This window comes from Duganella sp. Dugasp56, assembly GCF_047304105.1.
Taxonomy (GTDB): Bacteria; Pseudomonadota; Gammaproteobacteria; order Burkholderiales; family Burkholderiaceae_D; genus Rugamonas; species Rugamonas hordei.
Map to the genome: position 1 here is coordinate 32,237 of NZ_JBGLYQ010000036.1, position 23,739 is coordinate 55,975.

Annotated in this window: 16 protein-coding genes; 8 read left to right on the forward strand and 8 right to left on the reverse strand. The window is 66.9% G+C overall.

The genetic code is table 11. The features are described from left to right. Window positions 1–8: 8 nt before the first annotated feature. The 7 genes from clpB to ACCD07_RS23190 form a co-directional block, all read right to left on the reverse strand. A complete protein-coding gene (gene clpB, locus ACCD07_RS23160) occupies window positions 9–2,597 on the reverse strand; it encodes an ATP-dependent chaperone ClpB (protein WP_353403057.1) in 2,589 nt (862 codons plus the stop codon). 101 nt (window positions 2,598–2,698) lie between these two features. After that, window positions 2,699–3,178 carry a molybdopterin synthase catalytic subunit MoaE gene (gene moaE / locus ACCD07_RS23165; protein WP_176651622.1) on the reverse strand — a complete coding sequence of 160 codons (480 nt, stop codon included), beginning with the start codon at window positions 3,176–3,178 and terminating at the stop codon, window positions 2,699–2,701. Further along, a complete protein-coding gene (locus tag ACCD07_RS23170) occupies window positions 3,175–5,652 on the reverse strand; it encodes a DUF349 domain-containing protein (RefSeq protein ID WP_413448673.1) in 2,478 nt (825 codons plus the stop codon). Before ACCD07_RS23170 ends, moaE begins: the two co-directional genes overlap by 4 nt. A 66-nt stretch (window positions 5,653–5,718) precedes the next feature. Further along, on the reverse strand, window positions 5,719–6,318 hold the full coding sequence (locus ACCD07_RS23175) for a hypothetical protein (RefSeq protein WP_353403054.1): 600 nt from the start codon (window positions 6,316–6,318) through the stop codon (window positions 5,719–5,721). A gap of 270 nt (window positions 6,319–6,588) precedes the next feature. Beyond that, window positions 6,589–8,985 (reverse strand): bifunctional acetate--CoA ligase family protein/GNAT family N-acetyltransferase, encoded by a 2,397-nt coding sequence (locus ACCD07_RS23180; RefSeq protein WP_413448674.1) that lies wholly within the window; start codon window positions 8,983–8,985, stop codon window positions 6,589–6,591. A 19-nt stretch (window positions 8,986–9,004) separates the two neighbouring features. After that, window positions 9,005–9,994, reverse strand: coding sequence for a DUF2804 domain-containing protein (locus tag ACCD07_RS23185; protein ID WP_176651626.1), 990 nt, complete (start codon window positions 9,992–9,994; stop codon window positions 9,005–9,007). Continuing rightward, window positions 9,994–11,232 carry a winged helix-turn-helix domain-containing protein gene (locus tag ACCD07_RS23190; RefSeq protein WP_413448675.1) on the reverse strand — a complete coding sequence of 413 codons (1,239 nt, stop codon included), beginning with the start codon at window positions 11,230–11,232 and terminating at the stop codon, window positions 9,994–9,996. Before ACCD07_RS23190 ends, ACCD07_RS23185 begins: the two co-directional genes overlap by 1 nt. 143 nt (window positions 11,233–11,375) lie before the next feature. On the opposite strand from ACCD07_RS23190, the gene ACCD07_RS23195 reads away from it, so the two are divergent. The 4 genes from ACCD07_RS23195 to ACCD07_RS23210 all read left to right on the forward strand — a co-directional run bounded on the left by ACCD07_RS23195 (window position 11,376) and on the right by ACCD07_RS23210 (window position 20,310). Further along, entirely contained in the window at window positions 11,376–14,030 is a 2,655-nt protein-coding gene (locus ACCD07_RS23195) for a diguanylate cyclase domain-containing protein (protein WP_353403051.1), read from the forward strand. An 87-nt stretch (window positions 14,031–14,117) separates the two neighbouring features. Further along, window positions 14,118–15,353 carry an exonuclease SbcCD subunit D C-terminal domain-containing protein gene (locus ACCD07_RS23200; RefSeq protein WP_413448676.1) on the forward strand — a complete coding sequence of 412 codons (1,236 nt, stop codon included), beginning with the start codon at window positions 14,118–14,120 and terminating at the stop codon, window positions 15,351–15,353. Further along, on the forward strand, window positions 15,350–19,126 hold the full coding sequence (locus tag ACCD07_RS23205; RefSeq protein ID WP_413448677.1) for an AAA family ATPase: 3,777 nt from the start codon (window positions 15,350–15,352) through the stop codon (window positions 19,124–19,126). The genes ACCD07_RS23200 and ACCD07_RS23205 overlap by 4 nt, the downstream gene beginning before the upstream one ends. Before the next feature lie 32 nt (window positions 19,127–19,158). After that, window positions 19,159–20,310 carry a serine hydrolase domain-containing protein gene (locus ACCD07_RS23210; protein ID WP_413448678.1) on the forward strand — a complete coding sequence of 384 codons (1,152 nt, stop codon included), beginning with the start codon at window positions 19,159–19,161 and terminating at the stop codon, window positions 20,308–20,310. On the opposite strand, the gene ACCD07_RS23215 is transcribed toward ACCD07_RS23210, so the two are convergent. Then, entirely contained in the window at window positions 20,300–20,458 is a 159-nt protein-coding gene (locus ACCD07_RS23215; protein WP_176651632.1) for a hypothetical protein, read from the reverse strand. The genes ACCD07_RS23210 and ACCD07_RS23215 overlap by 11 nt on opposite strands. A gap of 111 nt (window positions 20,459–20,569) precedes the next feature. Between ACCD07_RS23215 and ACCD07_RS23220 the strand changes: the two genes are divergently transcribed. From ACCD07_RS23220 to ACCD07_RS23235, 4 genes are all read left to right on the forward strand, one after another. Continuing rightward, window positions 20,570–21,151 (forward strand): putative metalloprotease CJM1_0395 family protein, encoded by a 582-nt coding sequence (locus ACCD07_RS23220; RefSeq protein WP_413448679.1) that lies wholly within the window; start codon window positions 20,570–20,572, stop codon window positions 21,149–21,151. Window positions 21,152–21,193: 42 nt separating this feature from the next. Further along, window positions 21,194–21,403 carry a hypothetical protein gene (locus ACCD07_RS23225; protein WP_176651634.1) on the forward strand — a complete coding sequence of 70 codons (210 nt, stop codon included), beginning with the start codon at window positions 21,194–21,196 and terminating at the stop codon, window positions 21,401–21,403. Window positions 21,404–21,471: 68 nt separating this feature from the next. Further along, a complete protein-coding gene (locus ACCD07_RS23230) occupies window positions 21,472–22,365 on the forward strand; it encodes a hypothetical protein (RefSeq protein WP_413448680.1) in 894 nt (297 codons plus the stop codon). Window positions 22,366–22,464: 99 nt separating this feature from the next. Further along, window positions 22,465–23,634, forward strand: coding sequence for a methyltransferase (locus tag ACCD07_RS23235; protein WP_413448681.1), 1,170 nt, complete (start codon window positions 22,465–22,467; stop codon window positions 23,632–23,634). Window positions 23,635–23,739 lie beyond the last annotated feature (105 nt).

Here is a 23,739-nt window from a genome sequence, read left to right on the forward strand (position 1 = left end):
CGCTAAGCTCAGGTAAAGGCCAGCTCGCCGCTGACCGGATCGGCGTCGATGTGGATGGTGTCCTTCGGACCGAAGCGGCCCTGCAGGATCATCTTCGACAGCGGATTTTCGATCTGCTGCTGGATCGCCCGCTTCAGCGGCCGCGCGCCGTACACCGGATCGTAGCCCGCTTCCGCGATCTTGTGCAGCCCCGCCTCGGTGATCGTCAAGGTCATCTCCATCTTGGCCAGGCGCTGCTCCAGGATCGCCAGCTGGATCTTGGCGATGGCGCCGATGTTCTTCTCATCGAGGCCGTGGAACACGACGATTTCATCGATACGGTTGATGAACTCCGGACGGAAATGCGAGCGCACCTCGGCCATCACCGCCAGCTTCACCACGCCCGGGTCGGATTCCTCCATCGCCTGGATCTTGTGCGAGCCCAGGTTGGACGTCATGATGATGACGGTATTCTTGAAGTCCACCGTGCGCCCCTGGCCGTCGGTCATGCGGCCGTCGTCCAGCGCCTGCAGCAGCACGTTGAACACGTCCGGATGCGCCTTCTCCACCTCGTCGAGCAGGATCACGCTGTACGGCTTGCGGCGCACGGCCTCGGTCAGGTAGCCGCCCTCGTCGTAGCCCACGTAACCCGGCGGCGCGCCGATCAGGCGGGCCACCGAGTGCTTCTCCATGAATTCGCTCATGTCGATGCGTATCATCGATTCCTCGGTGTCGAACAGGAAGCCGGCCAGCGCCTTCGACAGCTCGGTCTTGCCGACGCCCGTCGGCCCCAGGAACATGAAGGAACCATACGGACGGTTCGGATCGGACAAGCCGGCGCGCGAACGGCGGATCGCGTCGGACACGGCGTCGATCGCCTCGTCCTGCCCCACCACGCGCTCGTGCAGCTTCTCTTCGATGTGCAGCAGCTTGTCGCGCTCGCCCTGCATCATGCGCGACACCGGAATGCCGGTCGCGCGCGACACCACCTCGGCGATCTCCTCGGCGCCGACTTCGGTGCGCAGCAGTTTCGGCTTGGCCGCCTCGCCTTCCTTGGCGCTCACGCTCTCGGCTTGCTTGAGCTGCGCTTCCAGCTCCGGCAGGCGGCCGTACTGCAGTTCCGACACGCGCTGCCAGTTGCTCTCGCGCGTGGCCTGCTCCATCTGCAGCTTGATGCGGTCGATCTCTTCCTTGATGTGGGTGCTGCCCTGCACCACCGCCTTCTCGGCCTTGAGGATTTCCTCGTAGTCGTTCAGTTCGCGCCCCAGCTTGACGATCTCCTCGTCGATCAGGTCCTGGCGCCGGCGCGAGGCCTCGTCCTTTTCCTTCTTGACGGCTTCCTTCTCGATCTTCAGCTGGATCAGGCGGCGTTCCAGCTTGTCCATCACCTCCGGCTTGGAGTCGATCTCGATCTTGATCTTGGACGCGGCCTCGTCGATCAGGTCGATCGCCTTGTCGGGCAGGAAGCGGTCGGTGATGTAGCGGTGCGACAGTTCCGCCGCCGCGATGATGGCGGCGTCAGAGATGGCGACCTTGTGGTGCAGCTCATACTTGTCCTGCAAGCCGCGCAGGATGGCGATGGTGGCTTCCACCGACGGCTCGTCGACCAGGATCTTCTGGAAGCGGCGCTCCAGCGCGGCATCCTTCTCGATGTATTTGCGGTACTCGTCCAGGGTGGTCGCGCCGACGCAGTGCAGCTCGCCGCGCGCCAGCGCAGGCTTGAGCATATTGCCCGCGTCCATGGCGCCGTCGGCCTTGCCGGCGCCGACCATCGTGTGCATCTCGTCGATGAAGACGATGGTCTGGCCCTCGTCCATCGCCAGCTCCTTCAGCACGGCTTTGAGCCGTTCCTCGAACTCGCCGCGGTACTTGGCGCCGGCCACCAGCGCCGCCATGTCCAGCGACAGCACGCGCTTGCCCTTGAGCGAATCGGGCACCTCGTTGTTGACGATGCGCTGCGCCAGGCCTTCGACGATGGCGGTCTTGCCGACGCCGGGCTCGCCGATCAGCACGGGATTGTTCTTGGTACGGCGCTGCAGCACCTGGATCGCGCGGCGGATCTCGTCGTCGCGGCCGATCACCGGATCGAGCTTGCCGGCGCGGGCGCGCTCGGTCAGGTCCAGCGTGTATTTTTTCAGCGCCTCGCGCTGGCCTTCGGCCTCCTGCGTATCAACCTTGGCGCCGCCGCGCACGGTGTCGATGGCCGCTTCCAGCGACTTGCGGGTCAGGCCGTTCTCGCGCGCCAGCGTGCCGGCGTCCGATTTGTCGTCGGTCAGCGCCAGCAGCACCATCTCGCTGGAGATGAACTGGTCGACGCGCTTCTGCGCTTCCCTGTCCGCCAGGTTCAGCACCGAGACCAGCTCGCGGCTGGCCTGCACGTCGCCGCCGGTGCCGGACACCTTGGGCAGGCGCTCCAGCGAGGAGCCCAGCGCCTTGGTCAGGCCGCCGACGTTGACGCCGGCGCGCTGCAGCAGCGAACGCGCGCTGCCGTCGCTCTGGTTCAGCAGCGCCGTCAGCAGGTGGACCGGTTCGATGTATTGATTGTCGTTGCCCACGGCCAGACTCTGCGAGTCCGACAGGGCTTCCTGGAGTTTGGTGGTGAGTTTGTCTTGCCGCATGGAATTGCTCCGATATATTTAACTTATCGCATACATAGGGATGTGCGATCAGTTTTCAAGGAGACACCTATTTATTCAACAAATCCATGACTTACATCAAATCAGCTCGGTGTGCTCCATTTTTTCAGCGCCGCGTCATCGCTGACACGGGCGTCGACCCAGCGCGCGCCGTCCGGCGTCTGCTCTTTTTTCCAGAACGGCGCTTCGGTCTTCAGGTAGTCGATGATGAATTCGCAGGCGGCGAAGGCCTCGCCGCGATGCGCCGACGTCACCGCCACCAGCACGATCTGCTCCATCGGCTTGAGCGGCCCGACCCGGTGGATCACCAGCGCGCCGAACAGCGGCCAGCGCCGGGAGGCCTGCTCGATGATGGCCTGGATGGACTGCTCGGTCATGCCGGCATAGTGTTCCAGCTCCATCTCCGCCACGCTGGCGCCGTCGTTCAGGTCGCGCACGGTGCCGACAAACGTCACGATAGCGCCAATCTTGGGGTTGGCGGCGCGCAGTTGCGCCAACTCGGTGGAGAGGTCGAAATCCTCGGTCTGGATGCGTACCTGGACCTGGTTACCGGTCGCGGTCATGCACGCTCCGAGGCGCCGATGCGGCGGAACAGCTGCTCGATGCGGCTGGCGGTGCGATCGTCGGCCAGCGCCGGCATGGCGCACAGCTGCAGGTAAGCGGCGCCGGCGCTCTGCGGTTTCTGTCCGGATTTCAGCGACGATTGCAGCACCTCGACCTGCATCTTCAGGCGTTCGCGCGCGAATTCGGCGCCGCTGTCGACGCCGGCCACGATCTCCAGCCGCAGCACTTCGTCCAGCAGCTTGGCGCGGTTGCGCTCCAGTTGCTCGGCATAGGCGCCAAGCTTGCCATCCAGCGCGCCCAGGGCGGCGCTGAGCCGGCCATGCAGCGCGCGTTCGTAATCGGCGGCCAGCGGCGGCAACGCGGCCCAGCGTGCTTGCCAGTCGGCGCCGTCGATGGCGGTCTCGCCCGCGCCGATGGCGCTTTCCAGCGCCTGGCACAGCCGCAGCTTGTCGCGCAGCGCGTTGGCCTGGGCGGCGCCGGCGCGACGCTTGATGGCGTCTGCCTGGCCCTGCACCGACGTCACGGCGGCCTGGTAACGCTGGGTGATGCGGGCTTCCGCCGAACGCGGCACGCTGCCGGTCCCGCTCCAGGCCGAGGCGGCGTCGCGCAGCGCCTTGGCGATGGCCGCCAGTTGCGCCTTGTCGTCGCCGGTGAAGGTGGCGCTTTCCAGTTCCTTGCAAATCGCCTCGCGCGCATGCAGGTGCGCCTTGCGCTCGTGATCGGCGGCGTGCGCCGTCTCCTTGCGCTTGGCGAAGATCGCGTCGCAGGCCGCGCGGAAACGCTGCCACAGCGCCTGCTCGGCCTTGCGTTCCAGCGGCAGCGCCTTGGCCTGTTCCTGCCAGCGTTCCTGCAGGCGGCGCAGGTTGTCCAGCGTGTGGCGGTCCGTGGCCTGCATCTGCTCCGCTTCGGCGATCAGCTGTTCGCGCTTGGCGGTCTCGACCTTGCGCTGTTCGGCCAACGGCGCCAGCATCTGCGCCAGCGCCTTGTCGAAGGCCTGGTCGAGCTTGCGTTTTTCCTTGCGGTCGATGGTGCCGAGGCGGCCCCACACCTGGCGCAGGCGCTGGCCGGCGGCGGCGACATTCTTCAGGTCGGCGCCTTCGCCGGCGGCGCTGGCGGCCATGGCGCGGGTCTCATCGATCAGCGCCTGGGCCTTGGCAGCGTTGGCGTGGCGTTCCTCGGCCAGCTGCTTGAAGTGGGCGGCGGCCGGCGCGTAGGCGGTGGTGCAGGCGTTGTCGAAACGCTCCCACAAGCTCTTGGGCGCGTGGCCGGAGACGGCGTCCAGCGCCTTCCAGCGGTCGCGCATGCTGCCGACCTTCTTGGCCAGTTCGCTCATCGCCAGGCCCAGCGCCGGCAGGTCTTCCACCGCCTTGACCAGTTCCTCGCGCGAGACGTTGCCGCCCCAGCGCGCCCAGTCGCCCAGGCGTTTGAGCTCGGCGCGGACGTGGTTCAGGCGGTCGGTCTGGGCCGGCGACAGGCGGGTCTTGTGCTCCTTGAGCCATTTGTCGTGGTCGGCGGCGGCGTGCAGATGGCCCTGCTCCAGCGCGGCTTCCATCGCATCCAGCGCTTCCAGGAACTTCTTGTCGGTTTCCTTCGGCGCGGCGGCCTTGGCCGGATTGCGCGGGTTATCCTTTTTCGGCTCGCGCGCGGCCGGTGGCGTATTGGCGGCTGCGGGAGAAGCAGCGGCGGCACCGTCGGCGGCCTCCGGCGCTGCCGGGGCTTCCGGCGCGGCGGCGCGCTGCACCGGCGCCACCAGGGCTGCACGGCTTTGCTCGACCGCCTGCGCGTAGTCGCTCAGCAGATGCTTGGGCAGCGCATTGTGTTCGGGCGCGGCCTGGTAGTCCGCCAGGGCGACGGTGTGAAGTTCCAGCGCCTGCAGGGCCTCGTCCTGCGGCAGTCCGGCCGACGGCAACTGGCGCACCGCGGCCATCGCATCGATAATGGTCCGCTGCAGATTGACCTGCGCCTCCAGCCGGGCGGCCAGCGCGGCGCGCGCGACGGCGTACGGCTCGGCCAGCGACGGCACCGGCGCGGTGATCTTCCACTGCCGGTCCAGCTCGGCCACCTGATTCGGTGTCAACTTTTCGTCCTGCAACAATTTATTCGCCAGATCCAGGCAGGCCTGCGCCTTCTGCTGCTCGGCCTGCTGATAGCGGATCGCTTCCAGCCGGCCCTGCATCAGCTTGGCGACGCGGCGGTCGGTATTGCGCATCGCCTGCTGCACCTGCTCGAGGAATTGCTGCGACCGCACATGTTCGGCCGCCGCCAGCCGCACGCCGGCGAATTCGCTGTGCAGGATCAACTCCACGGCCGCAGCCTCGTCACCGGCCAGCGTGGCGGCAAGCTGCGCCTGCTCGTCGCGGCGGCTCGCCGATGCGGCGGACGCGGCCTCGCCGGCGCCCTGCCCGGATGCTGCGCCGTCAGCCTGCGGATCGGCCGTCTGGTCGTTAGTGCGCTTGAAGATGAATTCGAACATGGTGCGCTATGAAATGGCTAAAACCACCATCATAGCAAAGCAATGGGAATTTGCCCGAAGCGTGTGCTATTTGGCGGTAACCGGCTGTGGCCGGAGATGGTCCGGGCTGGGCTCCAGGCTTATAGTCGGCAATACTTGCAGGCCAGGAATACTGATCTGGCCATCCTTATCGGTGCGCAAGCCGCTGGACAGCGTGCGCACGGCGGCCACCCTGGCCTTCGGTTTGGCGGCCTCGGCCGGCGGTACGCCGGTGCGCTTCATTTCTTCCAGGTGCTTGTCATGCATCATCAACTGATTGGCGATCGAGAACCAGGTTTCGCCGGCGATCGCGCTGCGGGCGATGGAAAACAGTTCCTGCTCTTCCTTCTCCAGCCGCTTCAGCAGCGAAGTGCAAAACGTTTCGATGCTTTCGCAAATCTGGTTGACGTGCTCGTCGCGCACGTCGGCCAGCGTGCCCAGTTTTTCCTGCAGCGTGCGGATGGCCGCCAGCGCCGACTGGTTCAGCCGGTTCAGTTCGTCCAGCAAATGATCGGCGCGCTCGGTCGCCTCGCGCAGCGCGGGGATCAGGTACATCTCGGTCTTGCGCCAATGGCAGGCCTGGTACAGCGTGTTCAAATTCTCGCAGGCATACTCCAGTTGCGACAAAGAGATGCTGTTCTGATGCATCAATGTCGAACGCACATATTTTTGAAAAGACTGCAGACTGAGGCGAACACTCGAGTGCTCGACCGACAGTGCTACCAGTGTATATGTGGCGGTTAACATTCTGACTCCCAAAGCTGAAGTTACGCACATCCCCTGATTGGGCGGCACAAGCGGAAGTGAAAGTGTAAATAAACCCGACAGGTGCGCTTTGACCTAAAACAAACTTGGCCTGCGCTTATATGATTTGTGTATAGCCGACATGCCCAATATATATCAAGCTCGGCAGGAATGCTATCGTAAAGGCAATTGGAGCCGCACCATTCCCGCTTCAGGATGCGGTAAAACCACGCCGCCGAAATCGCGCACCAGTTTTTGCACGCCCAGGTTCTCCGACAAGGCGTCGCCAACGATCTCTGCAGTGCCCTGGCTGCGGAAGTAATCGACCAGCTTCTGGAACAAAATATAGCCCAGCCCCTGCCCTTTCAGGTCGGAGCGCACGATGATGGCGAATTCGGCCGACTGGTTGTCGGCGTCGGCGATGGCGCGCACCACGCCCAGCGTTTCCGGCTTGTTGTCGGCGCCGGTGCGGGTGGCGATGAAGGCCATCGCGCGGTCGTAGTCGATCTGCGTCAGCCGCGCCAGCTGGGCCGGCGGCAGCTCGCGCATCGCCGAGAAAAAGCGCAGCCGCACGTCGTCCGGATCGAGCGCGTTGAAGAACACCTGGTGCTGCGGCGCGTCCTCGGGCCGGATCGGCCGCAGCAGGATGCGGCTGCCGCGCCAGTCCAGCGGCTGTTCCAGCGCCTGCGGATACGGGCGGATCGCCAGCGTCTTCTCCGCGCGCGCCGGCGCCAGGCGCACCCGCGCGGCCAGCGCCACCACGCCGCCGCCCAGCGCCAGCAAGGGATTCAGGTCCAGTTCCGCCAGTTGCGGCAGGTCGGCCACCATGTCGGCCACCTGCACCAGCGTGCGGCACAGCGCCTCGGCGTCGGCCGCGGTCTGGCCCTGCGCCAGCAGGCGCGCCACGCGCGTGCGGCCGACCATGTCGCGCGCCAGCACCATGTTCAGCGGCGGCAGTCCGGCGGCGCGGTCGGCCGCCACTTCCGCCGCGATGCCGCCCTGGCCGAAAAATACCGCCGGCCCGAACACCGGATCGGCGACGATCTGGATGCGCGCCACCGCCAGCGTCTGGCCGGCCAGCGCGGCCTGTTGCGGCGTGGCCAGCGCGATGCCGTACGCCGACAGCAGAGCGCGCGCATCGTTGTCGGACAACTCGCTGCGGCCGGCCGCCAGTTGCGACGCCACCAGCGCCTGCGCCGCCGCGCGTTCGGGCGCGCCGGTGGCGGCCGACGCGGCCGGCACCTCCATCAGCAGCTCCTGGTTGCGGCGGTACTGGGCGATCTGCAGGAAGCCGTGCACCGCCTTTTCCGGCGTGTCGTAGGTGGCCAGGCCGGCATCGGCGAAGATCTTGCGCGCGGCGGCCACCGAGCGCCCGCCCAGCCAGCAGGACAGCACGTTCTTGCGCGCCGCCAGCATCAGCGGCGCCACCGCCTCGGCGATCAAAGTGCTCGACACCATGGCGGTGGGCGCGTGCAGGAACAGCAGCGCGTCGGCCTGCGTTTCGCGCAGCAGCGCCTCGACCGCGCCGGTGTAGCGCTCGACCGGCACGTCGGCCAGCAGGTCGGCCGGATTGGCCTGCGGCGCCTCGGCCAGCTTCAGGCGCTTGAGGGTGTCGTCCGACAACGGCGCCAGTTGCGCGCCGCCGCATGCCAGCGCATCGGCGGCGATCAGTCCCAGGCCGCCGCCATTGGTCAGCACCGCCAGCCGCTCGCCGCGCTGCGGCCGCTGGCGCGCCAGCGTTTCGACCGCGTCGAACAAATCCTCGGTGGAATACACGCGCAGCATGCCGGCGCGGCGGATCGCGGCGTCGAACACCAGGTCGGCGCCGGGCGCGGCGTCGCGCCCCACTTTCAGCACGATCACCGGCTTGCCGCGCGCCGCCAGCCGGCCGGCCGACATGAACTTGCGCGCGCAGCTGACATGCTCGATGCACAGCAGGATCGCCTCGGTGCCGGCGTCGGCCGCCAGGTAGTCGAGCAGGTCGCCGAAATCGACGTCGGCGCCATCGCCCATGGCGACAAAGCGCGAGAAGCCGATGCCGCGCAGGCTGGCCCAGTCCAGCACCGCCGTGCCCAGCGCGCCCGATTGCGATACGAAGGCCAGCTTGCCGCTGTCGGCGGCGATGTGGGTGAAGCTGGCGTTGAGCCCCAGCGCCGGCGATTGCAGGCCCACGCTGCCGGGACCGAGGATGCGCAGCAGGTGCGGCCTGGCCGCGTCCAGCATGGCCTGCTCGATGGTGCGGCTGCCGGCCTTGATCTGGTCCAGCCCCGCCGTCATGACGATGGCGGCCCTGGTGCCGCGCGCGCCCAGTTCGGCGATCAGGCCGGGAATGGTGGCCGGCGGCGTGCACAGGATCGCCAGGTCGGGTGCCGACGGCAGCGCCGCCACCCTGGCGTAGCAAGGCATGCCGTGCAGCGACTGGTGCTTGGGATTGACCGGCCAGACCGTGCCGAAGCCGGCATCCACCAGGTTGGCCAGTACTTTGGTGCCGATGCGCTGCGGATTATCGGACGCGCCGATCACCGCCACCGAAGCGGGTTGGAACAAACGGTCGAGATTCCTGATGCTCATGGCTGGCGCCTCCGGCAGTCTACCAACGTGAGGTATGGTCCTCGGTCACGCCCATCATCTGCGTGACCACGCGCTTGGGCTGGTCCGGCGCGCTGCGCACCCAGCCGGTGAAGGTGCCGATGGGCTGCAGGTACTTGCTGGCCGCCACCACCAGGTTCTTGTTGTCGCGGCGCGCGCCTTCGGGCGTGAAGTACAGCTCCAGCAAGTCGTCCTCGGTGAAGATGTGCCATTGCGACAGCGCGTCGCTCTTATCATAGATGAAATGGGCCGGCGCCAGCGCATGCACCTGGCCGTCCAGCCACAACGCGTTTTCGTGGCCGCCGAAATAGCCGGCCTGCAGGTTGAAACCCATCTCCAGATTATGCGCCGAGGCCCAGCGCCAGTCGGTGTTGCGCGCCAGCAGGCCGTTCGAGTAGTCGAAGCTGGCCACGCCGCCGGCCAGGTCGTAGTCGTCGCGGAAGGTGCGCACTTCGCCGCTCAGCGGCAGGCCGGACGACTTCTGCGTCGCATGCACCGAGCCGCGGGCGATCGGCCCGGAAGCCAGCAGCAGCGGCGAAGCGCCGGGGCCGAAGCTGGCGTCGATCTCCAGGTATTCGCAGCGCAGTTCGAGGTTGAAGCTGCCGTCGCCGTTGCTGTCGATGGCGATGCGGCTCTTGCGTGTCCTGAACAAACTCGATTCGCCGGCGTGGTTGGCCAGCCGCGCCGACAAACCAGGCAAGCCGTCCTGCGAGAAATTGGCCAGCATGTCGCCGTCGTCGCGGTCGAAGGCGTAGGCGAAGGCGGTGCTGGTCCAGCCCAGGTCGACGATGGCGACCGCGCAGAAGATCCGCTCGGTGCACAGCGCGACGTAGTGCCAGCGCTTGTGATGGAAGCGGCGCCACAGGCGGCTGCGGGCGAACGGCGCGGCCAGTTCGCTCCAGTCGATGCGGCCGACCTGTCCGGCGTAGCGGCCGAAGCGCGGCTGGCCGTCGGGGCCGAGCAGGCTGGCGGGCGCGGTGGGCAAAGTCATTATGCGGCTTCCTTGTCATTTTCATTATTGAGCGCGGCCCGCAGCAGCGGCGCGAAGCTGTCCGGCGTGGCCTGCGCGATCCGCACCTCCGAGCACTCGTGCCAGTTGGCCAGCCGCTGCAGCGCGCCGGCGACGTCGCGCACGAAGCGGTCGCTCACGCGCACTCCAGGCTCCAGCACCAGCGACTTCAGTTCAAACATGCCGTTGCGCCGGTGCGCCTTGGCGTCGACCCGGCCGACCAGCGCTCCGCGCCGCAGTATCGGCAGCGTGAAGTAGCCGTAGCGCCGCTTCTCGGCCGGCGTATAGCATTCGAGCCGGTAGTCGAAATCGAACAGCTCCTGCGCGCGGCGGCGGTCCCACACCACCGGATCGAACGGCGACAGGATAGTGGTCAGGGTCGGCGCCAGCGTGCCGGCGGCGGCGGCTTGCAGCAGCCCGGCGTGATCGGGATGGACGTAGATCGGATCGTCCCAGTCGTCGACCCAGGCGCGCAGCAGGGCGCCCTCCTCGACCAGGCTTTCCGGATCGAGGCGCGGCGGCCTGGTGCGGAAGTAGTCGCTGATCCACGGCGCGCGGGCGCAGCCCAGCGCCTTGACCGCCTTCAGCACCAGCGCGCGGCGCGTGTCGTCCAGCGCCGGCAGCTGGCCGTCGTCCCAGTGCGGCAGCACACGCTCGGCCAGGTCGTAGATGCGCTGGAAGTTGTGGCGCGCGGCGATCATCAGCGCGCCGGTGGTGAACAGCACCTCGAGCGAGCGTTTTTCCGGCTTCCAGCTCCACCAGCCGCCGCTTTCGCCGTCGGTGCGCTCGAAATCGGACGAACGGGTCGGGCCGTTGGCGCGGATATGCTCGAGCACCTTGTCGACGTCGGCGCGGCGTTCCTTCATCCAAGTGGCCGAATACTTCCAGCCCATCGCCTCCGGATCGAGCATGCGGTGGCGGTACAGGCCATAGTCCTCGATCGGCACGAAGCAGGCCTCGTGCGCCCAGTATTCAAATAATTCACCTTCGGCCAGCGACTGTTCCAGCCACGGCTGAGGATAATCGCCCAGCCGGCTCCACAGCACCAGGTAGGGACTGCGCGCAACCACATGAATGGTATCGATCTGCAGCACGCCCATCTGGCGTATCGTTTCCAACACGTCGGCCTTGCGCGCCTTGCGGCGGCGCGGCTGCAGCATGCCCTGCGCCGCCAGATGCAACGCCCGCGCGGCGGCCAGGCTGATTATCAATTCTGTCATGAGCGCTATTCTAATAAAGAAATCAACATTGCCTGTGAACGGAAGACGATTTTTTTTGACTGGCGGGCCACAAACCTGATATTTCCGTGCAGAATATCCACACATGGCGTTCATGCTCCCCTCGCAAGGAAAACAAGCCAGAGATGAATCGCACTTCCGCACGCCCGACGCTGGTCTTATTACGCAAACTGTATCGCGCGATACTGCTGCCGGTGTTTGCGCTGGCGCTGCTGGCGACGATGTGGACGGCGGTGGACTACCAGCTCGGCCAGGAACTGCAAACCGCCCGCTACGAGGCCGGCCTGCACAGCCAGTCGCTGGCGCGCACGCTGGCCGAGCACACCAACCACCTGCTGCGCCAGACCGACCACGCCACCCAGCTGTTCAAGCTCAAGTTCGAGGAGACCGGCGGCGCGCTGCGGCTGGCCGAGTTCACCCGCAAGAACGGCCTGCTCGATTCGCTGCTGCCGTCCAAGCTGGAGCTGCCGCTGGCGCTGCTGGGGTCCGACGGCCGCCTGCTCGACAGCCGAAACGCCTACTTCCCGCCGAACATGGCCGACCAGCCGTTCTTCCGCAAGCATGCCGACAATCCGGCCGATACGCCGCAGGTGGCCACGCCGGTGGTCGAACCGCGGACCAAGAAATGGCAGATCCAGATCTCGCGCCGGCTCAACGACCGCAACGGCGCGTTCGCCGGCGTGATCCTGGTGATGATGGACCCGGCCAATTTCGTCGAGGACTACGACCGCCTGAACGTCGATCCCGGCGGCGCGGTGATGCTGATCAGCCGCGACAACGGCATGTCCACCGCCCGCGTCGACGAGCAGCTCATCATCAGCGACGCCATCGATTTCACCGTGCGGCAAGGCAGCCACGCGCAGGAAGAGCTGGTGCCGACCCGGCCCTTCGACAACGTCGACCGCATCTACGGCTACACCGACATGCCGCGCTACCTGCTGATGGCGGTGGTCGGCAATCCGGTGCGCTCGGCGTTGACGCGCTTCGAACACCACCGCGACATGTACTACGCCGCCGTCACGGTGGCCTCGCTGCTGGTGCTGCTGTTTTGCGGCCTGCTGATGCAGCAGGCGCGCCGGCTACGCCGCAGCACCCGCATGATCAGCGAGGCGCAGACCATGCTGCGCGCGGCGGCCGACGCCAGCATGGACGCGGTCTACCTGTTCAAGGCCTGCCACGTGCGCGGCCCGGGCAAGGAAATCGTCGATTTCACCATCACCGACCTGAACGAGCGCGGCGCCGTCCTGCTGGGCAGCACCAGCGAAGAGCTCAAGGGCAAGCGGCTGCTCGAGGTGCTGCCGGCGCTGCACAGCCACGGCTTCGTGGAGAAATTCAAGAAGGTGCTGGCCAGCGGCCGGCCGCTGGAAGAGGAGTTCGAGGCGGACTTCCTGCCGGCGGCGGGCCACCACTGGCTGCACCACCAGATCGTCGCCATCGACGACGGCGTCGCCGTGACCACGCGCGACATCACGCCGCGCAAGGAGGCCGAGCTGGCCATGCGCAAAAACCAGGCGGAGCTGGCCGCCGTCAACGACGCCTCGCCGCTGGGATTGATGCGCGCCGACGCCGCCGGCCGCTGCACCTATGTCAACCGCACCTTCGAATTCATCACCGGCCTGACGCGCCAGGAAGCGCTGGGAGATTCCTGGATGCGCGCGATCCATCCCAACGACCGCGCGGTGCTGAAGGCGGCGCTGAACCACATGGCGCAGACCCGCGTGCCCTACCAGGATACGGTGCGCTGCGTGCACCCGGACGGCATGATCATCTGGGTCTCGTTCAAGATCGCCGCCATGGTGGTCGACGGCAAGGTCTATGGCTACGTCGGCACGGTGGACGACATCACCCACGTACGCAAGTCGGTCATGGCGCTGCGCGAAAGCGAGTCGCGCCTGCGCACCATCGCCGACACGCTGCCGGCGATGGTGGCGTATATCGATTCCGAGGAAATCTACCGCTTCCACAACCTGGCCTACGAGCGTGAATTCAACCGCACCGGCGTCGCCGTGCTGGGCAAGACCGTCGAGCAGACCATGGGCGCCGAGCGCTACGCCTTCCTGGAGCCCTACGTCAAGCGCGCGCTGGCCGGAGAGACGCTGACGTTCGAGGAGGACGACATCAGCGGCATCACCGAACGCACCTTCGAAGTGGTCTACATCCCGCAGATGGACGAGGAAGGCCTCAGCGTGATCGGTTTCCACGTCATGCGCCAGGACGTCACGGCGCAAAAGCGCGAGAAACAGCGCCTGCTCAAGCTGTCGCAGGTCGACGCGCTGACCGGCCTGACCAACCGCGCCGGCTTCCTGCAAAAACTGCACGATGCGATGAACGCCAGCCGCGAACACGGCGGCCTGATGGCGGTCATGTACATGGATATCGACCGCTTCAAGCCGGTCAACGACACCTATGGCCACAGCGTCGGCGACGCCCTGCTGAAGGCATTCTCGGCGCGGCTGACGCACACCATGCGCGCCAGCGACACCATCGCCCGCCTCGGCGGCGACGAGTTCACCATCATCATGGAGCGCATCGGGCGGGTCGACGACGCGGCCGCGCTGGCCGCCAAGATCGTCAGCGCGATGCAGGCGCCGTTCGACCTCGATGGCAAGGTGGTATCGGTGTCGGCCAGCATCGGCCTGACCTACTACCGCGACGAGGAAGTGTCGCCGGCCGAGCTGCTGAACCGCGCCGACATGCTGCTGTACGAGGCCAAACAGGCCGGCCGCAACACCTATCGCGCCGGCGCGGTGATGCCGCCGCCGGCCACCAATGCGGCATAGATGGCGGGTAGTCCATCTTTATCAACTCATCCGGACCCGTCTTGCGCTATATTGTGCGCTTCCCGGCTGTTTTGATTACACATTTTCATGCGTCTGCTGCACACCTCCGACTGGCATCTTGGCCAATCCCTGCATAATTTCGAGCGTCATTACGAGCACCAGCGCTTCCTCGACTGGCTGCTGGACACGCTCGTCGCCGAACAGGCGGACGCGCTGCTGATCGCCGGTGACATCTTCGACAACGCCAATCCGTCGTCCGCGTCGCAAAAGCAGCTGTACCGTTTCCTGCAGCAGGCCAGGGAGCGGGTGCCGCACCTGAACCTGATCGTCATCGCCGGCAACCACGATTCGCCGAGCCGGCTGGAGGCGCCGGGACCGCTGCTGGAAGCGCACGGCACGCGCGTGGTTGGCACCGTGCAGCGCGACGCCGACGGCGATATCGACCTGGAACAGCTGGTGCTGCCGCTGACCGGCCGCAGCGGCGCGGTCGAGGCCTGGTGCCTGGCCGTGCCCTTCCTGCGTCCCGGCGACGTGCCGCGCATCGAGGATACCGCCGCCGATCCTTATGTGGCCGGCATCGCCCTGCTCTACCGCCAGGCGCTGGAACTGGCGCTGGCCAGGCGCCAGGACGGCCAGGCGATACTGGCCATGGGCCACTGTCATATGGTCGACGGCCAGATGTCCAACGATTCCGAGCGCCGCATCGTCATCGGCGGCACCGAGATGCTGCCGGCCGGGATCTTCGATCCGGCCATCGTCTACGCGGCGCTGGGCCATTTGCACCTGGCGCAAAGCGTCGGCAAGCAGCAGCACATCCGCTACTGCGGCAGCCCGATTCCGCTGTCGTTCGCCGAGGTGGGCTACCAGCACCAGGTCCTGCGCATCGATATCGACGGCGCCGCCGTGCGCGAGATCGTGCCACTGCCGGTGCCGCGCGCGGTCGAGCTGCTGCGGATTCCTGCCAAGCCGGCATTGCTGCCGCAGGTGCTGGAAGAACTGGCGGCGCTGGCCGTCGACGAAGCGCCGCCGGAGCGCCAGCCCTTCCTGGAAGTGCGCGTGCTGCTCGATGCGCCGGAACCAGGCCTGCGTTCGCGCATCGAGGCGGCGCTGGACGGCAAGCCGGTGCGGCTGGCCAAGATCGAAACGTCCAGCGCGGCGCGCGGCTCGTCCATCGACGACGACGTGATGACGCTGGACCAGCTGGAGCAGCTCAAGCCGGACGACATTTTCCGCCAGCTCTACCGGCAGCGTTTCGACAACGACGCGCCGCCCGATCAACTGAGCGCGTTCGCGGAGCTCATGCTGTCACCGAGGCTGCCATGAGAATCCTGAAAATCGGCGGCAAGAACCTGGCCTCGCTGGCGGGCGAATTCAGTGTGGACTTCGAGCAGGAGCCGCTGGCATCGACCGGCCTGTTCGCCATCAGCGGCCCGACCGGCGCCGGCAAGAGCACCTTGCTCGACGCGCTGTGCCTGGCCTTGTACGATGCCACGCCGCGTCTGTTGAAGGTCGCAGGCCGCAGCATGCTGACCGACGTCGGCGCGGAAACCGTGTCGACGCAGGACACCCGCACGCTGCTGCGCCGGGGCACGGCGGAAGGCCATGCCGAAGTGGACTTCGTCGGCAACGACGGCGCCTCCTACCGCGCGCGCTGGAGCGTGCGGCGCTCGCGCACCAAGGCCGAAGGCGCGCTGCAGCCCACCGCCATGACGCTGCACCTGCTGCCCGCGCTGCAGCCGATCGGCGGCACCAAGACCGAAGTAAAAGCGGAAATCGAAAAACGCATCGGCTTGTCGTTCGAACAGTTCACGCGCGCGGTGCTGCTGGCGCAGAATGAATTCTCGGCCTTCCTCAAGTCCGAGGACAACGAGCGCGGCGAACTGCTGGAAACGCTGACCGGCAGCACCGTCTACACCGAGATTTCGATGCGCGCGTTCGAGCGCGCCAAGCTGGAACAGGCTGCCCTGCTGCGGCTCAACGTGCGGCTGGCCGACCAGAAACCGATGAGCACCGACGAGCGCACCGAACTGGAGGCGCAAGGCGCCGCCGCCACTGCGGCGCTGCAGGCGCTGGATCAGCGCAAGACGGAGCTGGAACACGAACTGCGCTGGCACAAGCAGGCCGGCCAACTGGCGGAAGACGAGCAGCTTGCGCAACAAGCCAGCCAGACGGCTATCGCCGATGTCGATGAGGCCGCGCCACGGCGCGCGGCGCTGGCCCGCATCGCCGCCGTGCAGCCGGCGCGCCCGCTGGCTGACGATAGCCGCCGCATCGACGCCGAGATCGCCGACACGCAAGGCGCCATCGACGCCGGCACCCGGGATGCGGCAACAGCGGCGCAGGCATTGGAGCACGCCGCCGCGGCGCAGACTCAGGCCGCCGCGCGGCTGCAGGAAGCCGAAACGGCACAACGCGCCGCAGCGCCGCAGCTGGACCGCGCCAAGGCGCTGGATGCCCGCATCGAAGCGATGCTGCCGGCCTGGCGCCAGGCGGCGGCAGCCGGCGAAGCGGCCGATCATGCCGACACCGCCGCGCAGGCCGCGCTGCAATCCCGCCAGGATGAACGCGACCGCCTGTCGGCGCAGCACGACGCCGGACTCGCCTGGCTTGCGCAGCACAAGCAATGGCAAACGCTGGCGCAGTCGTGGGAGCGCTGGGATGTGCTGTTCGCGCAGGCCGGCCAAGCCACATCGCAGGCAGAGAAGCTGGCCGCCGCGCTGGCCCGCATGCAGCGCAACGCCAAGGCGCATCATGACGACGCGACCGAGGCCGGCGCCAAACTGGCGGTTTCGGCCGCCACCCTGCAGACGCTGGAAGCGCAGCGCCAGGAAGCAGTGCGCGCGCTGGCCGCGTTCTCCACCGAGCAATTGCAGGCATCGCGCCACAACATGGAACAGCGCCGCGACCTGCTGGCCGGCGCGGAAAAAATCTGGATCGAGCTGGACGCGCGGCAGACGCGCAGCGCGCACATCGAATCGCAGTCCGCACAGCTGCGCGAGGCGATGGCGGCGGCCGAGGTTCAGCTCACGACGGCGGAACAGGAAGGCGTCGCCATCCTCGCCACGTTCTCCCAGGCTGAACGCTCACTGAAACTGGCGGAAGCCGCATGCGGCGAGACGGTCGAAACGCTGCGCGCGGCGCTGGAGGACGATACGCCCTGCCCCGTGTGCGGCGCGCACGAGCATCCATACCGGCACGACGACGGCGGCCTGCACGCGATGCTGGCCGAACTGCAGGCGGAAGTCACACGCTGCCGCCGGCGGATGGAGGCCAATGTCAACCAGCAGGCGGCCCAGCGGGCGACCAAACAAGCCTGCCTGGAGCAGCTGAACGCGCTGGCCGCCGAGAGCCGCACCGTGGGACAGGCGCTGGAGCGCGTCGCCGCCGCGTGGCAGGCCCACGCAATGTCGACGACGGCGTTGCCGCCCGAGCCTGAGCGTACCGGCTGGTTTGTCGCGCAACTTGAACTGGTGCGCGACGAACTGCAAGCCATCGAACGGCAAGAGCACGCGCTGCACGCAGCCCGCATTGCCCGCGACCAGGCGCAAGCCGCCTGCGACACGGCGGCGACGGAACACGCGCGCCTGCAAGGCGTGGCGTCGAACGCACAGACCGCGCTGGCGCTCGCGAACACCGAGCACAAGGCCCTGGACGAACAGCGCATCGAGGTGGCGCTCACACTAAGCGGTTTGCTGTCCGACCTGGACGCGGCCTTCAGCGGGAGCGACCTGCCCAGCGAAGACTGGAAGGACGAATGGAAAGCCGGCCCCGCCCGATTCCATGAGGCGCGCCGGGCCGAGAGCAAACAATGGCTGGGCCAACGCGCCGCGCACGACGAACGCGCCGTTATCCTCGCCAACCTCGACATCGAATTGAAGGCGCTGAAAGACGCGCAGGCCAAGGCCGGGCAGGATGCCCTGGCCGCTCGCGGCGCCTATAAAACCGCCGACGATGCACTCAAGGACATGCAGCAGCAGCGCATGGCGCTTTGGGGCGGCAAGGAAGTGCGCGACGTCGAAGCCGCGCTCAACGCCGCCATCGATGCCGCGAAGTCGCAGCTGGCCGATCTGCAAACGGCCGCGCAGCAAGCGGCGCAGGCCCGTGCCCGCGCCGACGAAGCGTTGGCGCAAGCCGCCAACCGCCTGACGACGCTGCATGCGGGCGCTGCTGCCGCTGCGGCCAGACTGTCCGACTGGCTCGACGCATTCCAGCAGCGCCAGCCAGATGCCGACCTGCGCGACCTCGCCCATCTGCACGAACTGCTGTCGCATACGACCGCCGACATCGAAGCCGAACGCACCGCATTGCAGGCCATAGAGCGCAACGCCGACAACGCCGCCACCATCCTCAAAGAGCGTCAGCGCCAGCGCGAACAGCACCAGCTCTCCGCACCGCCGGCCCCGCAGTTGGACGCCGAACAAAACCCCATCGCCGCGCTGGCCGATGCGCTCAACCAGCTGGCGGCCGAACGCAAGACCGCCCACGACAGTGCCGCCGCCCTGCAGCTCGCGCTGGCGCAGGACGACGCCAAGCGCCGGCAATCGCAAGCGATGTTGGCCGACATCGCGCAACAGGAAGCGATCGAACAGCGCTGGTCGCGCATGAATGAGCTGATAGGCTCGGCCGACGGCAAGAAGTTCCGCAACTACGCGCAGCAGTTCACGCTGGACGTGCTGCTCGGTTATGCCAACGCGCACCTGAACCATCTGGCGCGCCGCTACCAGCTGGAGCGCATCCAGAATGCCGCCGCCCCGTCCCTCGCGCTGCTGGTGCGCGACCAGGACATGGGCGGCGAAATGCGTTCGGTGCATTCGCTGTCCGGCGGCGAATCGTTCCTGGTCTCGCTGGCGCTGGCGCTGGGACTGGCGTCGCTGTCGTCGAACCGCGTGCGCGTCGAGTCGCTGTTCATCGACGAAGGCTTCGGCAGCCTGGACGCCGAGACGCTGCGCGTCGCCATGGATGCGCTGGACGGGCTGCAGGCGATGGGCCGCAAGGTCGGCGTGATCTCGCACGTGCAGGAAATGACTGAGCGTATTTCCACAAAAATATTGGTACAACCGTCCGCGGGCGGCAAAAGTTCAGTCACCGTGCAGTAGAATAGTGCTTTATTGATAATTCAAGGCCATCCATGAATTTGCTGCTTCGTCTGTGCTGCTGTCTGTCGATCGCTCTGCCGGCGGTCTGCGAGGCGGCCTGTTACGCCCCGACGTTGCAGACCGATGGCTGGGAACTGTCGGTGCCCGGCGCGTCGGGCTTCGACGCCAACGCGCTGTGCGTCACGCTGACCGCGCTGGATCGGGGCCGGGACAATATTCACAGCATCGTCATCGAACGCCACGGCAAGCTGGTGGCGGAGATGTACCGCAGCGGCAAGGACCGTTCGCTGCAACGGGGACTGGGCGTCTGGCCGCCGTTCGCGGCAACCGTGGAGTTCGGACCCAACACCTTGCACGACACGCGCTCGATCGGCAAGAGCGTCATCAGCCTGCTGGTCGGCATCGAAAAACAGCGCGGCAAAATCGCCTCGCTCTCCACGCCGGTGCTGGACTACTACCCCGAAGACCAGGACCTGCGCTCACCGCAGCTGAGCGCCATCAACGTGGAGCACCTGCTGACGATGAGCGGCGGCTGGAAATGGGAAGAAGGCGCGCAACCCAACAACGAGCTGCGCTTGTTCTGGAAATCCGACCGCGTGCGCTATGTGCTGGAGCAGCCGATCGTCGCGCCGCCCGGCACCGTCTGGAACTACAACGGCGGCGGCACCAACATCCTGGCCGACATCGTCGCGCGCGTCAGCGGCCTGTCGTGGGTCGACGTCGCCAGGACCGAGCTGTTCGAACCGCTGGGCATCGCGCGCTGGGAATGGGTGACCGACCTGCGCGGCAGGCCGATGCCGTTTGCCGGACTGCGCATGCGTCCGCGCGACATGGCCAAGCTGGGGCGGCTGATGCTGAACCAGGGGCGCTGGAACGGGAGGCAGATCGTCGCCGAGGAATGGGTGGCGGAGTCGCTGAAGCCGCGCCTGAGCGTGGGTTTCAAGAGTCCGGGCAACCAGCCGGACGAACTGCATTACGGCTATCAGTGGTGGACCGGCACGGCCGCCTGGCACGGCCATCGCACCGCCTGGAGCGCCGCCTTCGGCAACGGCGGCCAGCGCATCTTCATCGTGCCGGAGCTGGACCTGACGGTGGTGGTCACCGCCGGCGACTACGGCTCCGATGCGATGGGCGCCAAAGTCAACCAGCTGCTGCACACGCTGATCGCCACCATCAGCGACTGAGATCCTGGTCGCGACGTTCCATCTTCAACATCTCCCAACCCAGCTCGCGCCGGATCTGCTTGGCGTCCGGCGGAGGACGCCGTTCCTCTATCTGCGTCTGCAACCACTGTCGTACGGTTTCCTTGCTCGGCTGCTGTTTCTGGTCCATGGTCTTGCCTCTTGTGTGGAAGATTAATCCCTAGGTAGTCCTTCAACGCGGCGGCGCCAAATCAGTTGACGCGAAGCCGTCCATAAAAAATTGCGCTATCATCCAAACATCATGAGCATCGGCGCCATATCACCGAGTTCCGCCAGCCTGCCACCGGCCCGCGAAAAGCAGCCGGCGCAGGTGCCGTCGTCCATCACGCCGGCGGGGCCGGCCTCGGCGTCGACCGCCTCCTCGCCGAACACCAATTTCTCCGGCAGCGACACGGCCACCAACCTGACGCCCGAGGCGCTGGCCCTGGTTTCCCAGCTCAAGGCCCGCGACACCGAAGTACGCCAGCACGAACAGGCCCACCTGGCGACGGCGGGCGGACTGGCCACTTCGGGCGCCTCCTACACCTACCAGCGCCGGCCGAACGGCGTCGACTACGCCATCGGCGGCGAAGTCCATATCGACACCTCGCCCGGGCGCACGCCGCAAGAGACCATCGAGCGCGCCCGCACCATCCAGGCCGCAGCGCTGGCGCCGGCCGATCCGTCCGGCGCCGACCGCGCCGTCGCGGCGCAGGCGGCGCAACTGGAATTGCAGGCCCGTGCCGAACTGGCGACGCAGCAGGTCGAGCAGGCCACGTCCAAAGTCCAGCGGACCTATGGCCAGGAACCGCTGGTGCCGCCCAAGCTCGACATCTACGCCTGAGTGATAAAATCCCGCCTTTGCCGTCACCCGTAAAGCGCAATCATGTTAAAAGCACCACGCACCCTGACCTTCAAATGCGCCAAATGCGCCAAGGCCGTCCAAGTCCGCCTGCAGAAAGTATCGGCCTGCTCCCACATCCAGCCTTACCTGGGAATTTGCCAGTGCGGCGAGGTCAAACACCACGCCATCGGCCAGAAAGAAGCCGTCGCCTCCTACCTGGCGGCGCCGGAAGGCTGGACCCACCATCATTAAATCTGCACGCGGCCCTCAAGAAATCGGCGGGCATACCGTTATAGAAGTAATATCAAACGGAATTTGCCATGTCTACCATCCCCGCCCTTGGCGCCCGCTCCTTGCCGGCGTCCACTCACGCCGCCAATCCATACGGCGATAGCAAGAGCAGCGCCACGAGCGCCGGCAAGCTGGCCAAGAGCACGGACTCTGCGCCGACTTCGCTGTCCAGCGACGGCCTCGACCTGCAAAAGCACGTGGCGTCGGTAGGCAATGCCACCGTCGATTTCGCCCAGAATTTCGTCAGCAGCTTCACCAACTCGCTGTTCGGCGACGCCGCCAAGGGCGCGGTCATCGATTTCGACTCGGCCAGCCTTGAAACCGAATCGAGCTTCGGCGTGGCGGTCCAGCACAGTTCCGGCCCGAACGGCAGCAGCGACGCCGCCGCCTTCCAGCTGAGCGACAGCTCGCACTTCATCGGCAAGGGCACGATCACCACGGCCGACGGCCGCAAGTTCGACTTCGAGGTGGAAGTCCAGTACAACTACGACCTGACCGCCGGCGCCAGCCAGTCCTCCGGCGCGGCCCAGCAGCCGGACACCCAGGCCGCCGGCAACAAGCCGGTGGCCTCCAACAGCGCCGGCAGCGACAACCTGCCGACCGTGCAGGTACCGAATATCGACTTCCCCGGCACCCTGGCCGACCTGTTCAAACTGATCGGCCGCGACCTGCAGACCGCGCTGTCGACCGGCGACGACAAGAACAGCCAGACCAGCAACGGCATCGACCGCAACACGCTGCGCAACCTGTCGCTGCGCCTGCTCAACCTGGTCGACAGCAAGGACACCAATACCTACAGCGCCCCGTCCAGCGCCGACAAGGCCAAGTCGGCCGCCGACGCCTACGGCGCGCAGGCCGCCGATCCGGTCGCCGCGCCCGCCGCCAGCGACGCCACGCCGGACGCCAAAGCCGCCACAGCCTGACCGCCAAGTATAATAAGCACCTCATTACAAGAACACCGGCAGGGATGAGTCCCGTCGCCGGTGTTTTTGCCGCTTATTCTTCCTACCGATTGCCCCGACATGCCCGCACAAACCACCGCCTCCCCGACGCAGCAACAGATCCACTGGGAGGAAAACGGCGTGCAGCACAGCGCCCGCTGGCGCTCCGAAGCCGGCATGCCGCCGCCGAAACGGGTGATGATCGCCGACGACCGCACCAACGCGGACGTGGCCTACCGCCTGGCCTGCGAAGGTACCGCCCTGCTGTGGCGCGGCGACTTCCAGAACGCCCGCCAGCTGCTGCAGGCCCTGGCGCGCCGCGCCGACCACAAAAGCAAGCCGGCCAAGAAAGCCAAGCCGGCCAAGACACCCGCCACGCCGACCGAAGCGTTCCACCTGCACCGCCAGGCGCAATCGCAGCGCGCCCGCACGCTGGCCATGCTGCTGATTCCGTTCGACGCCGGCTACACCATCCCCCTGCGCCGCGCGCCGGACGTGCAACTGGCCTGCAACGAAGCCTACGGCCGCTTCGAGGAGCCCTTCGTCGCCTCGCTGCGCGAGCTGCTTGGCCTGATCGGCGCGCATGAATGGCGCCGCACCGGGGTCGAGATTCCGGCGCTGGATGCGCGCATCCATCCGCATTACGGCGTGTTCTCGCCGGTGCGCGGAGAATACGTGGAACTGGTGGCGAATACGCCGCTGCCGGCCGGCGTCAAGCTGGCATACGACATCGGCGCCGGTACCGGCGTGCTGTCGGCGGTGCTGGCCAAGCGCGGCGTGGCGCGCATCATCGCCACCGACCAGGACCAGCGCGCGCTGAGCTGCGCGCGGGAAAACCTGGCGCGGCTGGGCCTGGACGGCCAGGTCGAGCTGCTGGAAGCCGACCTGTTCCCCGAAGGCCGGGCGCCGCTGGTGGTGTGTAATCCGCCGTGGGTGCCGGCGCGTCCGAGCTCGCCGATCGAATACGCGGTCTACGATCCGGACAGCCGCATGCTGCGCGGCTTCCTGGCCGGCCTGGCGGCGCACCTGACGCCGGGCGGCGAAGGCTGGCTGATCCTGTCCGACCTGGCCGAGCACCTGGGCCTGCGCCCGCGCGAGGAACTGATGGCATGGATAACCGCTGCCGGCCTGAAGGTCGTCGACCGCCACGACGTCCGCCCGACCCACCCGCGCGCCGCCGACACCACCGATCCCCTGCACGCCGCCCGTGCCGCCGAGGTGACGTCGCTGTGGCGCCTGGCGGCCGCGTAGAATGCGATAAACATAAGGACCACTTAAAAAAATTATCGAAATATAAGTGGCTCTTATTTTGACCCTTGCGGAATGCAAAAGGGCTGTGTATAATTCGGGCCTCAG

Excerpts from the sequence above, each read along its gene's own strand:
- clpB (WP_353403057.1), bottom strand. The coding sequence starts at position 2,597 with ATGCGGCAAGACAAACTCACCACCAAACTCCAGGAAGCCCTGTCGGAC.
- moaE (WP_176651622.1), bottom strand. The coding sequence starts at position 3,178 with ATGACCGCGACCGGTAACCAGGTCCAGGTACGCATCCAGACCGAGGAT.
- ACCD07_RS23170 (WP_413448673.1), bottom strand. The coding sequence starts at position 5,652 with ATGTTCGAATTCATCTTCAAGCGCACTAACGACCAGACGGCCGATCCG.
- ACCD07_RS23175 (WP_353403054.1), bottom strand. The coding sequence starts at position 6,318 with ATGCATCAGAACAGCATCTCTTTGTCGCAACTGGAGTATGCCTGCGAG.
- ACCD07_RS23180 (WP_413448674.1), bottom strand. The coding sequence starts at position 8,985 with ATGAGCATCAGGAATCTCGACCGTTTGTTCCAACCCGCTTCGGTGGCG.
- ACCD07_RS23185 (WP_176651626.1), bottom strand. The coding sequence starts at position 9,994 with ATGACTTTGCCCACCGCGCCCGCCAGCCTGCTCGGCCCCGACGGCCAG.
- ACCD07_RS23190 (WP_413448675.1), bottom strand. The coding sequence starts at position 11,232 with ATGACAGAATTGATAATCAGCCTGGCCGCCGCGCGGGCGTTGCATCTG.
- ACCD07_RS23195 (WP_353403051.1), top strand. The coding sequence starts at position 11,376 with ATGAATCGCACTTCCGCACGCCCGACGCTGGTCTTATTACGCAAACTG.
- ACCD07_RS23200 (WP_413448676.1), top strand. The coding sequence starts at position 14,118 with ATGCGTCTGCTGCACACCTCCGACTGGCATCTTGGCCAATCCCTGCAT.
- ACCD07_RS23205 (WP_413448677.1), top strand. The coding sequence starts at position 15,350 with ATGAGAATCCTGAAAATCGGCGGCAAGAACCTGGCCTCGCTGGCGGGC.
- ACCD07_RS23210 (WP_413448678.1), top strand. The coding sequence starts at position 19,159 with ATGAATTTGCTGCTTCGTCTGTGCTGCTGTCTGTCGATCGCTCTGCCG.
- ACCD07_RS23215 (WP_176651632.1), bottom strand. The coding sequence starts at position 20,458 with ATGGACCAGAAACAGCAGCCGAGCAAGGAAACCGTACGACAGTGGTTG.
- ACCD07_RS23220 (WP_413448679.1), top strand. The coding sequence starts at position 20,570 with ATGAGCATCGGCGCCATATCACCGAGTTCCGCCAGCCTGCCACCGGCC.
- ACCD07_RS23225 (WP_176651634.1), top strand. The coding sequence starts at position 21,194 with ATGTTAAAAGCACCACGCACCCTGACCTTCAAATGCGCCAAATGCGCC.
- ACCD07_RS23230 (WP_413448680.1), top strand. The coding sequence starts at position 21,472 with ATGTCTACCATCCCCGCCCTTGGCGCCCGCTCCTTGCCGGCGTCCACT.
- ACCD07_RS23235 (WP_413448681.1), top strand. The coding sequence starts at position 22,465 with ATGCCCGCACAAACCACCGCCTCCCCGACGCAGCAACAGATCCACTGG.